The organism is Bacillus sp. SM2101 (assembly GCF_018588585.1).
Taxonomy (GTDB): domain Bacteria; phylum Bacillota; class Bacilli; order Bacillales; family SM2101; genus Nanhaiella; species Nanhaiella sioensis.
Genome location: NZ_JAEUFG010000006.1, coordinates 233,947 through 247,170 on the forward strand (window position 1 = coordinate 233,947; position 13,224 = coordinate 247,170).

Genomic DNA, 13,224 nt, shown 5'->3' on the forward strand with positions numbered 1-13,224 from the left:
TAGCCATCCTTTAAATTTTATATCTCTTTTACTTTTTTAGTCAAGTAAAAATAACAAGTTCTAATTACGAATTAATACCAATGTACTAATTGATGGTACAATTATTTGATTTCCTGTCATTTTTACTAGCGGTGTAATACCTGTTTTATCCCCATGACAAATAGCTTCCCAAACCTCTCCACTATCTATTTTAACCAATTGTTCATCTTTACTATTATTGTGTATAACAGTTATATATGCCCACTGACCATATTTACCAACATCAAGCAATTGGTAAGCAATTACTTGATCATTATCTGAAATAAACTTTAAATGTTTTCTAATGAGGCTGGAGTCAGGAAATCGAAAGGCGCGATGCTTTTTTCTGAGTAACAGCAATCCTTTCGTATAATGCACACTAGATTCATATATGCCTTTTCTATCCCAGTCCAGCCAATTGATTTCATCAGGTGATTTATAACTATTTTCAACACCCAATTTAGTACGAAAAAATTCTTGGCCACTATGAACAAATGGAATACCTTGCGATAGGAGTACGATTGCTGTAGCTAAGCGCTGTCTTTTCATTCGAGTTTCTTCATTTTCATCTGGGTTGCTTTTAATCATCTTATCCCACATCGTATGATTATCGTGTGATTCTACATAATTAATTGATTGTACAGGTTCATCAAACATACCTATCTTAGCTTGATCATAGCTTATACTTCCCGTAATAACTTCCTTAACCTTATCGAGTTGAAAGCTATTACCTAAAGAAAATCCTTTATCCTCAAGTTTAAAAGTACTACCTTTTATACGGTCTCTAAATTGGTCATTGAAATGTCCAATTCTAGGGAGTTTTTTTGCATTTTGTATTGTAGCTTTCATTTCAGTTGGCAGTGATGTTGGTAAATCCCATCCTTCTCCAAATAAAATGATACTTGAATCAATCTTATCTACAGCTGTTCTAATTCTATTCATCGTATCAACATCTAAAATACCCATTAAATCAAAACGAAAGCCATCAACATGATACTCATTAAGCCAAAAGAGAACAGAGTCAATAATGAACTTTCTCACCATTCGTCGTTCTGAAGCAATATCATTGCCAACACCCGTTCCATCTGATGGAAGCCCATTCTCATCGTGTCGAAAAAAATACCCTGGCACAATTTTTTCGAACGATGATTGTTCTCGAATATATACGTGGTTATATACGACATCCAACACGACTCTTAAGCCATTTTTATGAAAAGTAGTAATAACTTTTTTTAACTCATTAATACGATTATAAGGGTTTTGAGGATTACTAGAATAACTACCCTCTGGAGCATTATAGTGCAGTGGATTGTATCCCCAATTATATGTTTTTTCTGGAGTAAGATCATCCACACCAGCAAAATCATTACAAGGCATAAGTTCTACATGTGTAACACCTAAATCTACCAAGTAAGAAAGTCCTGTATATGAACCACTACTTTCAGAAGTTTGTGATTCAATTAGTCCTTTATACTTACCTTTCTCGTTAATACCGCTATTAGGATGTTTTGAAAAATCCCGTGTATGGACTTCGTAAATAACCGCATCTGTTGCATGCTCTAAAGGTGGCAATTTATAATCTTGCATAGCTGTTTTATTTAAATCGACAATGACACCATACTCACTATTTACAGATAAAGCTACAGCATACGGATCGATGGCTTCCTTCCAAATAAGATTTACACAAACAAGGTATGAGTAATATACACCTTCTAGGTCTTCATGTACTAGTAAATCCCATAATCCATGATTTCCACGATTCATCTCGTAATATTTCTTCTCGTGATCGATGGGATTCGTTATTTTTAATTTCACCTTCGTTGCACTTGGAGCCCATAATTTAAATAGTGAGTATTCTTTAGAAAATGTAACTCCTAAATCATTCCCATCATAAGCATATAGCTCATCAAATTTAGCTGTTCTAATAACAGCCCCAACCTGTAAATCAGTACTACAGCCTTCATCATCATAAACAGCATATGCTTTACCAACTTCTATATGGCAAGCGGCTTTACATTCATACTTTATATACAAACGATCATCAAATGTAGAACAAATTTGTAATGGTTCGTTAACATCCTCGTCACCTTGGAGTGTAAAAGAGTTAGACAACCCTTGTCTATATATTTTTGGCATAATAATCGTGATCAAATTCATTTCATCTAAAAATGCCTCATAGGTACGTCTAATCTGTAACAAATTCATTCACTCCTAATTGTTTCTCCATGTGATTTTCCTACAGAGTGAGTCGTAAAAAAGGAGACTGCTTTGTTCTGTATTTTTACATTTACTGGTGACATGCCTACTATCTCACCGTCAGCATGTACTAAAAGTGAGTCTCTACTTGAAATATCAATACACTCACCTGATTTCATATTTACACCTTTAAACTTTGTGTGCAGACCAAAAAACACACTCATAAATACCGCTAATAATTTTATACGTGATACATTATGAACAATTGTTACATCTAATATTCCATCATCTGGTTGTGCAAGTGGAGCTATTTTCATCCCTCCACCATAATATGCTTGATTGGAAACAGTAATAAACCATACATTTTGAAAACGATGAATATTTCCATCTATCGTTAAAGTTACATCTGTTCTTTTATAAGTAAATAAAGATTGTATTAAAATAATGACGTAAATAAGTGATCCTAAGCCAATTTTATTTAAGCGTTTTTTTAGATATGATTGATTCGCTTTACTAGAAATTTTAGCATCAAAGCCAACCCCCAAATTATTAACAAAGTACCTTACTTTCTTAAGAGGGTTACTTATGGTATATTGCCCTAAATCAAATAAAGAATGACTTGGCTCCTTATCATCTATTATATGTTTTAGAGCCTCTATTGGTGCTTGAGGAACAGAATAGCCTCTTGCAAAATCATTTCCTGAGCCTGCTGAAATAAAGCCTACATTTATATTAGAAGTACCTGCTAAGCCGTTAATTACTTCATGCATTGTTCCATCACCACCAACAACAACAATGCCGGCAACCTTCCACGGATGTCTCTTAACAATTCCTTTCGCTAGATGCTCTGCGTGTCCAGGTGACTTTGTCAAAAAAGATCGATATTCAATATTCTGTTTACCAAGCTCCTGTTTGACCTCGTTCCAAATTGTTTTTGCTTTGCCATTTCCAGCAGCAATATTTACAATAAAAAAAAGAATTTTCATAGTATCTACCTTCTATGTTAATTTCATAAGATCTGTATGATCATCTTCCCATTCATAGCGTTTGATAGATGATGTTTGACAATATGATAATAATGACTTTGCCGCCTTTAATTGGACATGTTTTAGTGGCGAAACCATCTGTCGCTGCTGATTAAACCAATCGTTATAATTTCTTTTCTCAATAATATCAAGATCGATTGGTTTATCAAGATAATCAACATATCCAGAACGATTCAATATTATCTTTTTCACCGGCATCTCAATTTCTTCAGTGTCATATATGTTTCGAACAATCTTTTCCATTCTATTTAAAGATATCGTAGGTGATAACACTTTATTTTCTTTGCCAGCATGTTTTTTTAACCAAAATCGTTTGTTCGAGCCAATGAATACACTGTCTTCCTCATCTTCTAGTATTGCAATACAATACGTATGAATAGGTGTAATAACAACAATATCAAATTCAACAGGTGCTTGCTTTACTAAAAAAATGGGCTTATACAAAACTAAGAATGTATCGGGAAATCTTTGAAGAAAAAATTTAATTTCTTGATTGTAATAATAATCTCGATCAACTAACGACTTTTCACGTATCGTTGAACTAGCCCACTTCATTTGAATATGAAACAAACGATCTAAAAATAGTTGCATTAGCTCTTCCATTGTTTCAGGGTTATTTTCTTTATGATTCAATTGCCATTCAACCTTATTATCATTATTCTCCGCATCATTTACCAAGTGATTATTTATTTGAGAATCCTTTTGCTTACGTTGAAACATAGATTTTAACTTTAATAGAATATTGTCATCTTTATTATCTAGTAAAGAATCCCAGTCCCTATCATGAGCAAAATCTTCCTTTGTCGCTAAATCTCCATTTTCCCAAGCTAATCGAATTCTATTCCATTGTTGCTTCTTCATTCTAATATATTGACTTGGATAACGATAAGTATCTATTTCGTAACGTGAAACATAATTTTGAAGTTTTATAAGTTGTCCCATCAACTTCACCAACTTTCAACTTGAAGTTTTCATCATTTTACATCTCTCACACATGTTCATGCGAAGTTTAACGACCGTATTAACTATTATATTCCTGTTAACTTATTGTGAGTATCATTACTCGGATTTTTACTAAGGCTCTTTTCGTAACTTTGTTGCTTTTCACACTTATATTTAAGTCACTGAAGTGTTATAGAGCATCTATAGTCATTAGAGAAGAAAAGATGCCACGAACTTTAGTTACATACTTGTTTAGCTTTATACGAAAAGAACTCATGCTAATACAGCCTTACATAATCATTTTCCAAGGCTCTTTTCGTAACTTTATTTCCTCTCACACATATGTTTGAGTCGCTGATGTGATTATAGAGTTTTTATAGTCATTAGAGAAGAAAAGATGCCTCGAACTTTAGTTACATACTTGTTTAGCTTTATACGAAAAGAACTCATGCTAATACAGCCTTACATAATCATTTTCCAAGGCTCTTTTCGTAACTTTATTGCTTTTCACACTTATATTTAAGTCACTGAAGTGTTATAGAGTATCTATAGTCATTAGAGAAGAAAAGATGCCACGAACTTTAGTTACATACTTGTCTTGCTTTATACGAAAGAACTCATGCTAATACAGCCTTACATAATCATTTCCTAAGGCTCTTTTCGTAACTTTATTGCTATGTTAATTAATATTTATTGACGATTATTTTCAAGAGAAAAAAACTTAATCGGTTTATATTTTGGTATGCTTTCTATATCGGTCTGATAGAGTGAAAGTTGATTGACTTTAAATACCTTATGATTGTTTAAAAGCCACGACGCGTTGTTTAGTGCTTTTATATTAAATATTTTTTCACCCTTCCATTTCCTCCCAATAGTAATATGAGGGGAATACGGTCGAGTATCTAATAAGAAACCTAGTTCAATACATGCCTTGTAGATATCCTTCTGCAGCAAAAAAAGAGTTTCATTTTTATGTATTCCATACCATAAAATGCGTGGATGTTCATCTTGTCCAAAAGTACCGAAAGACGTAAGCTCAAGCCGAAAGCGATTGTATTGTTCAGCGATTGTTGAAACTTTTTCTATCAATGCTAATAATTGCTGTGGATCTTCTATACTTCCTAAAAACGCTAATGTAATATGATAATCTTGTTCATAAACCCACGTCTTAAAAGGAAAGTGAGATTTAATTTTTTCTTTATTTAAATATAATTCTCTTTTCGTTTCATCTGGTAAGCCAATTGCCAAAAAATAATGTGGTTTTCTACCCATTATTCTCACCTATCTAATTTAATTTGTCTTAGCTCTTTAGAACATAATTCACACTAATTTTCGTACCGGACAATGACTGAAAGCACATATAACTAAACATGGAAGCGTCTTCTTTACTTAAATAATAATGACAAATCCAGAAATCTTCTTCAAGCTGGCTTAGTAATTTTTAAAAATTGATGTTCGTACTAAGATAATGAGCTTACTGTTCTTCTTTTATTATCAATAAGTATAACAAAAAGTAATGTAATTAATCCTACAACAGTAAGAAGACTAAAAAATAAATAGACATTATTTATTGAAAAACGCTCTAAAATGACACCTCCAAAAAAATTACAAAACCATGACCCTAAGCCAATCCCCGCAGCTGAATAAAGAGAAATAGCTGTTGCGCGAACTTTACTAGGGGCAATATCTCTAACATACTGGAGAGCAGCAGGAATAAAAAAGCCTACAGAAATTCCTTGTGCAATTGTTGTAGCATAGATAACGGTTAAAGATGGTTCAAAAAAATAAAATAACCATCTTGCACCAGAAACAAAAGAAGCGAATAAAAGTACTTGTAATATCCCAATACGCTTAATCCACCGACCTGCAAATAGCATAAATGGAGCCTCACTACCAGCAGCTAAAAGAAAGGCCATTCCTACCTGTCCAGTTGAACCACCCATTTCAGTTATTAAAATACCGAAGTAAGTGTTATTTGCGTGAATAGGACCAAAAATAAGGAAAGTGGTTAATAAAAACAAAACAAATCTTCGCAATCGAATGAGTTGAGAGAGACCTGCTCTAAGATTTACTTTCATAGATTGGCTTTCATTTGGTAACTTTATTGCAAAAAGGGCTGAAATAAATAAAATAATTGCAAAAGCAAAAAAAATGACACCTAAACCATAAAAATCAGCTAATTTACCAACGATAAACACAGAGAATGCAAAACCAATTGCCCCCCATAAACGAATAGACCCATAATTTTTACGATGTCTTTCAGTATATGTCAGCGTCATACTATCTGAAATTGGAACGATAGCACTTTGCATGACTGCTAATAATGCAGCAATTATAATAAACATCATGTACGATGAAGCGTATGAATATACAATACCAACTACGCCTGTCAATACAATTGCTAACGTTAACAATTGTCTAGGCTTTTGTGTATAATCACTTAACATTCCCCACATAGGTTGAATGACAATCATTACAACAGGACTAATAGACATAATGATACCAATTTGTGTACCCGTTAATCCTATATCATCTTTTAAATAAACACCTAGAAGTGGGTATAAAGATCCTATTCCAAAGAAAACGAAAAAGTAAAATAAGACGAAGTACAATTGAACATTGATGTTTCGTTTCATAAGTAATTCCATAAAAAGCACCATCCAACTAGATTATTCCATTCTTTCTTAAATAACGACAAAACAATTAGTGTGCAATTTCACTAATCTTATTATTATGTCTATATACAGTATTAGTCCGCAAGACATCTTCAATTTAATGTCTTACGGACAATTTTAAATTATTGAGCTAATTCGTAAATAGCTTGTGCATAAATTGCTGTTGCTTTTAATAGATCATCAATAATGATATACTCATCCTTTTGATGTGCTGTTTCTTCTCGCCCTGGAAATAATGGACCAAAAGCTACTCCTGCTTCTAATGAACGAGCATACGTCCCCCCACCAATTGATAATAAAGTAGCATCTTCACCTGTTTGTTCTTGGTAAACTCTTTGTAATGTCTTTATTAATTCATGGTCTTTATCCACATGGTTCGGCTCCATATGTGAGACAATTTGTACTGTCATATCATACTTCTCACATGCTGCCTCTATTGATGATTTAGTTTTTTTGAAATCGTTTGTTACTGGGTAACGGACATTTATCCCAATTTTACTTTCACCGTTACGATGATAAGATAGGATCCCAGCATTGATTGTAAGCTCTCCCGTTATGTCATCTTCAAATTCTACGCTAAGCGCTTTTCCTTTAGTATCTTCTTCAAAATAATCAGTAACAAATGTAACAAACGTTTGAGCTTCCTCATCTAGCTGTATTTTTTTCAAAAAGCTTAATAAATGTATACCAGCATTAATACCGAGATGAGGTAGTGATCCATGTGCAGATTTTCCTTCAAGCTGTAATATAATATCGGTGTCTTCAACAAAGCCCTTCCCTTGAATCTTATGCTCAGATTTAAAGGAATCAAAATGTTGCAGTATTTGCTCAGCATCTCCTTTGATTGTTAGCTTTGCTTCAGCGAACTCTGGAACCATGTTAAAGCGGCTACCTGATTGAAAGCTTTCTAATACGATATCGTTTTGTGATGATACATGATTTTGATTTTTTTTCTTGATGAGGTGAATATCAGCTATTCCTTTTTCAGCATATATAATTGGGAAGTCAGCATCTGGAGCAAATCCCATCGTCGGCATTTCTTCATGCTTAAAGTAGTGCTCTACACAGCGCCAGTTACTTTCCTCATCTGTACCGATAATCATACGGACACGGCGTGATAATGGTAAGCTAAGTTCTTTAACGATTTTCATAGCATAATATGCAGCAATCGTTGGGCCTTTGTCATCTATCGCACCACGTGCATAGATTTTTCCGTCTCTAATTTCTGCACCAAATGGGTCACTTGACCAGCCGCTACCTTCAGGCACAACATCGACATGACATAGAACACCAACGCTTTCTTCTCCCTCTCCAAATTCTATATGACCAGCATAGTTGTCAACATTCTTTGATTGAAACCCATCTTCACTACCTTTGTTAAGTAAATAAAGCAAAGCTTGAGCAACGCCTTCCCCGAAAGGGAATTCCTTTGATGTATTCTCTTCGTCTAAAATACTTTTAATTTTTAATAACTCCTGTGTAGTCTGAATGATGCTATCTTTTTGCTTGTTAACCTCAGCTAACCAATTTATTTGCTCAACCATCATCTTCACCTCTTCTATAATTTTTGCTCCTGCTAACTTATCTTTTTGTATGTATTTTTATCACAAATGACATATAAGTATGTATTCTTCGGAATAGGTTTATCTAACATGCGATTTATATTTAGTTTATCCTTATCTGCGATTAAAGTCGCACCTGCTTCTAACAACTGTTCGAAAGCATCACGATACGTTTTCCACTCAGATTTCGCCTTAATTTGATATAGATCGTCACCAACATTTCTGCTTATTAATTGAGTATATACAGCAGATATTCCTTTTGTAAATGCAGAACGGACAGCCATACGCGAGACAGTTTCATGGGTTAAGACAAATTCATCTACCTTTACATGGACAAAATTTTGTATATGTTCCTCCGATAAAATTTCCACAGTCGTATGTATATTCGGAACAAGACGTTCAATTGCAGTAGCAATAAGCAATGATTTTCCATCTATTAATTGAACATCGTGAATTGAGTCATCTGCAAAGATGATAGCTGCTTTACATTTTGAAATATTAGCTTTCGACAGCGTTTCATTATCAGCAGCATAGCCTTGCACATAGTGAACCCTATCATTTATGATCGGTGACTTTTCCAGTGTATCAATGATGACTAACTCGATTTTACTTTCTGATTGTAGTATTTCTTGTATGGCAAAATTTGCTTTTCTTGACCACCCGATAATAACTAGATGATTTTCGCCTTTATAATGCACTCTTCCTTCCTCCCTCTTCCTTCTGAATGTAGCAAAGAAGTCAACAATCTTACCAATAATGACACCAATTAAACCAATTCCAACTAAATAGAGAAATATAGCATATAATCTTCCTAGCGTAGTGACAGGATAGAGATCACCGTATCCTACAGTTGTGACAGTTGTCATCACCCACCATACACCTTCAAAAGGTGTAGTAAATGTTTCTGGCTCTAGATACATCATAATAAGTGAACTACATGCTATTAGTGCAATTGTGGAAGTAAATAAAATCCAATTATTAAACCTTACTAATTTGACAATAATTTTTTTAATAATAATCACAATTCCCCCCCCCTCTCCCAGAGTCATAGGATAATGATTTAATATTTTTCACTTTTTGATCTTCTTTTAGCTTATCAAACTATAATTGTGGATTAAAGATTGATTTATTAAAGCAATGGTTAAAGACTAATCATTGTGGCCCCTAATAATAGTGTGATAATAAACAGCATGGACGGCACCAAAAATATATTAACTGCCTTTGTTCTTGCTAGAGCTAGCTCCTTCTGATCTTGATTAACATGCATAATAAAGTGCTTATTTTGGATGTGATCCCACATCGATGATAGCCATATTTTTATGACGATAATGATTCCAATACATAGTAACCATTTCAACCAAATAGCAGGAACGATGATTACCGTAGGTACTGAAATACCAATTAGCCTTAAAAGCGAAAATATGTACTGCTTATTTCTCAACAGAATTTTTATAAAAACTTCAACGAGCGTATTCTGTTTAGTCCAATATGAAAAAATTCGCTGTGATTTGCTAAACAACAATTGTCGCTTTCTTTTTATTTTCGCAGGTTGATCAATTTTTGATATTTGTAATATAGTACTCGCATATTTTAACTTTTCCTCTTTTTCTGTAATAACATCTTCAAAAAAAGTACCAGTTTGACGGATCATTCGTCTTACTATAAATAAATATGTTAGCAAAAATACAAACGTCATCGTAATGATGAACTGAGGATTGTATAACATATTTGTAAAACATATGATACTCCCTAATATTAAGAACAATATTAATAAAATACCCTTTTTAAGCCAGCTACGTTTAATAAAAGATAGCCATTTTTTTAGCATTAAGATTAGAAGTTTCAGACTTAAAAAAAATATAAATGCAATCATTACTGTTTGCACGTTCAAATTGTAATGAATAAACAAAAAGGGTGCAAATATTATCATTATGATACTCATTTTAATGCTATTACTAATGACATTATAACTCACGGCTATTTTTTTCAAATTCCTAACGATTTGCTTCTTTTGAATTAAATAAAGCTGATCAGCTTCCTCAATAAAAAATCTACATGCACCTAGCCAACAATATAGATATACTACTAAAAATAAATATAACTCTGGTACAGGAACGATCCAACTTGGAATTGTAATCCACCATAAACCATATATGTAACTACATGCTAATAATGTAGGTATGATTATATAAACAATAATCGTCCAGTCTGCAATCGAACGAAAAATCCCCCATTGAAACTTCCATTCCCGTTTCAACCTTTCAAAAAACAAGCTACTTCCTATCATTATCATCCACCTCTGTAAGATGATAAAAGCAATCAAATAAAGAACCATCTATTAACCCACTGTTATTCCTAATGTCTTGCATCGTTCCATTTGCGAGCAACTCCCCATTAGAAACAAGTAAAAATCGTTCTCAAATTTTTTCAGCTGTATCTAATACATGTGTTGACATAAGAATACTAGCTCCTTGCTCTCTCTCTTTATCAAGTAAAAATAACAAGTCTTTTACGGCTCGTGGATCCAAACCTATAAAAGGTTCATCTATAATGAAAATGTCTGGCTTAATTAAAAACGCTATTATAATCATTACTTTTTGCTGCATGCCTTTAGAAAAGGTGCTAGGCAATTGATGAATGACATGATTAAGCTTAAACACTTCTAATAGATGTTCTGCTCGATTCTTAAATGTTCGATCATCAATATTCATAGTCGAAGCAGCTAAGTCTAAATGCTCCCATAAGGTAAGTTCATCGTAAAAGATTGGCTGTTCAGGTATATATGCGTAAGTCGTTTCATTACTAAAATTAATATCCCCTTCTAAATAATTAAGTACTCCTAATATCGCTTTAATCGTCGTACTTTTACCAGCACCGTTTGGGCCAATTAATCCAACTAATTCACCTTTTTGCAAGCTAAAATGGATGTCTGAAATGATTAGGTCTTGTGCATCGTAGCCTGCTTTATTAATATTCACATCGAGTAATTGCATGTATATCTCCCCCTAATTCTTATACGGTTAAACATAAAAAAGGTTTCCTCAATTAGAGGGCTAAGTTGATTCTCATCAATCCCTTACAGAAGCTCTTTTTGAAAATTAGTTGCTATTGAAATTAATTTAACACAGCAATAAATAATTTGATGCCAAAATTAAATAAGTCAATACGTATTTATTTCTTAGTACGTAAAGTAACAATCATTGCGAAAACAGCCTTTAAAAATGAATCATTTTAATTTACTAGGAACTGTTTGCGTCTTATTAAAAACCACAAAAATGTATAATTATTTTGTAAATTATAAATTTTTATGGTTTTTTTCTCTTTTTTTTGTGTAAAATAAATATATACGTATGACAGTAAAACATGAATACAGCTAGATGAGTACGTTGTACTATGCGAAACCATACTATAAGGAGTGGTTTTTTGAAACCTACAACAGATCGTATGCTAACTCGTATTAAATCAGTTTACATGTTTATTAATGAAAAAGGAACTGTCACAACAAAGGAGCTAGTAGAAGAATTCGGTACAACTCAAAGAACAATTCAACGAGACCTTCACGTACTAGCATTCAACAATTTAGTACGCAGTCCTAGTCGAGGTAAATGGACAACAACAAAAAAGAGAGTTAAAATTTCTTAGCCAACTAATTTAAAATATAGGAAATGGTATACACGTACAATGTAATGAAGTTCCAGTTACATCTAATTCTAATAATCTCAAATATAAATAGTTTTTTTCTATAAACTAACCAAATGAGATTTTATTAGTTAAAGGGTGCCTGAACTCTTATCGTATACGTGTTTATTACTATGTACAAATAAATAACAATCAATCATAAAACAACTAATATTAATTATAAAAGCTGTTACATACGGACCTAAAACAGGTCCTTTTTTCTTTGTAATTCAACTATAAAATGAGGAAAAGAATATAAGGATTTATTTTCTCCCCACACACCGTTCGCTTCCTCCTCCAACCTCCCTAGTTGAGTTAACGATTTGTTTTTTTTCTTAGGAGCCACCTATTGCTGCAACTGGTGACTTCTTGCGGCTAATATTTTTCGACTGTACTAATGTGCAGCTGAATGATCTCCCATAGTAAGATAACTATCTTTCCTCTTTTAGTAACCTGATTACTTTATAGAGTTACAAACATCTTTTGATTTGACGTGAAGTCTCATTCCTATTTAAAGCGTTCGTATCAGCTGTCTGTTCGTAAGCCAAGAATTTATTCCACGCCTTTATCCATCTCTCTACTTACATGATGATAAGCACCTTGGACTTGTGTACCCACACAGTGGACTTTCATCACTAATGATTCCTATATTTAACACAATAAAAAGAGGCTGGGACAAAACTCACTTCTGAAATGAAAAAGCCGTTGAAATTTTACGACGAGTAAAATCTCAACGGCTTTGTTTGTTTTTTAAATAAAAATAAGGACCACTTCTGATAAAATAAAGTTACCACACAAAATCTCATCTGAAAGAAGGGTCCTTATGTTTAAAAATTATATCATGAATCAACTAGTTTTGCCGTTAGATTTAGAAGTAAAATTACAAAACAATGATATTGCTTTCCATGTCCATAATCTAGTTGAAAGTATTCCTTATAAAGCTTTCGAACCATTTCTCCGAAATGAGGGTTGTCCTGCCTATCATCCATGCATGATGCTTAAAATTATTTTATATGCCTACACACAATCGGTCTTTTCTGGACGCAAAATTGAAGCCCTATTAAAAGACAGTATTCGTATGATGTGGCTAGCTCAAGGATATGAACC

General features: G+C 33.2%; 10 protein-coding genes and 1 pseudogene. 2 read left to right on the plus strand and 9 right to left on the minus strand.

Features of this window, described 5'->3' with window-relative positions:
* Positions 1-60: 60 nt before the first annotated feature.
* The 9 genes and pseudogenes from pulA to JM172_RS08165 all read right to left on the minus strand — a co-directional run bounded on the left by pulA (position 61) and on the right by JM172_RS08165 (position 11,432).
* Positions 61-2,217: a type I pullulanase gene (gene pulA, locus JM172_RS08125; protein WP_214481675.1), complete on the minus strand. Its 2,157-nt coding sequence runs from the start codon at positions 2,215-2,217 to the stop codon at positions 61-63.
* Between the two features lie 2 nt (positions 2,218-2,219).
* Entirely contained in the window at positions 2,220-3,200 is a 981-nt protein-coding gene (locus JM172_RS08130) for a diacylglycerol/lipid kinase family protein (RefSeq protein WP_214481676.1), read from the minus strand.
* A 12-nt stretch (positions 3,201-3,212) separates the two neighbouring features.
* On the minus strand, positions 3,213-4,202 hold the full coding sequence (locus tag JM172_RS08135) for an NERD domain-containing protein (protein ID WP_214481677.1): 990 nt from the start codon (positions 4,200-4,202) through the stop codon (positions 3,213-3,215).
* Positions 4,203-4,892: 690 nt separating this feature from the next.
* On the minus strand, positions 4,893-5,474 hold the full coding sequence (gene thpR, locus JM172_RS08140; protein WP_214481678.1) for an RNA 2',3'-cyclic phosphodiesterase: 582 nt from the start codon (positions 5,472-5,474) through the stop codon (positions 4,893-4,895).
* 188 nt (positions 5,475-5,662) lie between these two features.
* Complete coding sequence (locus tag JM172_RS08145) at positions 5,663-6,838, minus strand: MFS transporter (RefSeq protein ID WP_250886564.1); 1,176 nt, start codon at positions 6,836-6,838, stop codon at positions 5,663-5,665.
* 161 nt (positions 6,839-6,999) lie between these two features.
* On the minus strand, positions 7,000-8,421 hold the full coding sequence (pepV, locus tag JM172_RS08150; protein WP_214481680.1) for a dipeptidase PepV: 1,422 nt from the start codon (positions 8,419-8,421) through the stop codon (positions 7,000-7,002).
* Positions 8,422-8,453: 32 nt separating this feature from the next.
* A complete protein-coding gene (locus JM172_RS08155) occupies positions 8,454-9,461 on the minus strand; it encodes an ion channel (protein WP_214481681.1) in 1,008 nt (335 codons plus the stop codon).
* 119 nt (positions 9,462-9,580) lie between these two features.
* Positions 9,581-10,726, minus strand: coding sequence for an ABC transporter permease (locus JM172_RS08160; RefSeq protein ID WP_214481682.1), 1,146 nt, complete (start codon positions 10,724-10,726; stop codon positions 9,581-9,583).
* A pseudogene (locus JM172_RS08165) lies at positions 10,713-11,432 on the minus strand (ABC transporter ATP-binding protein). Before JM172_RS08165 ends, JM172_RS08160 begins: the two are co-directional and overlap by 14 nt.
* A gap of 430 nt (positions 11,433-11,862) precedes the next feature.
* On the opposite strand from JM172_RS08165, the gene JM172_RS08170 reads away from it, so the two are divergent.
* Together JM172_RS08170 and JM172_RS08175 are read left to right on the plus strand one after the other, a co-directional pair.
* A complete protein-coding gene (locus JM172_RS08170; RefSeq protein WP_214481683.1) occupies positions 11,863-12,081 on the plus strand; it encodes a DeoR family transcriptional regulator in 219 nt (72 codons plus the stop codon).
* Positions 12,082-12,940: 859 nt separating this feature from the next.
* Positions 12,941-13,224 (plus strand): transposase (locus JM172_RS08175; RefSeq protein ID WP_214481684.1); only part of this gene is annotated, 284 nt, incomplete at its 3' end.

What these genes read in the sequence shown, in the direction of transcription:
- JM172_RS08130 (WP_214481676.1), bottom strand. Translation starts at nt 3,200, where the DNA reads ATGAAAATTCTTTTTTTTATTGTAAATATTGCTGCTGGAAATGGCAAA.
- JM172_RS08135 (WP_214481677.1), bottom strand. Translation starts at nt 4,202, where the DNA reads ATGGGACAACTTATAAAACTTCAAAATTATGTTTCACGTTACGAAATA.
- thpR (WP_214481678.1), bottom strand. Translation starts at nt 5,474, where the DNA reads ATGGGTAGAAAACCACATTATTTTTTGGCAATTGGCTTACCAGATGAA.
- JM172_RS08145 (WP_250886564.1), bottom strand. Translation starts at nt 6,838, where the DNA reads ATGAAACGAAACATCAATGTTCAATTGTACTTCGTCTTATTTTACTTT.
- pepV (WP_214481680.1), bottom strand. Translation starts at nt 8,421, where the DNA reads ATGGTTGAGCAAATAAATTGGTTAGCTGAGGTTAACAAGCAAAAAGAT.
- JM172_RS08160 (WP_214481682.1), bottom strand. Translation starts at nt 10,726, where the DNA reads ATGATAGGAAGTAGCTTGTTTTTTGAAAGGTTGAAACGGGAATGGAAG.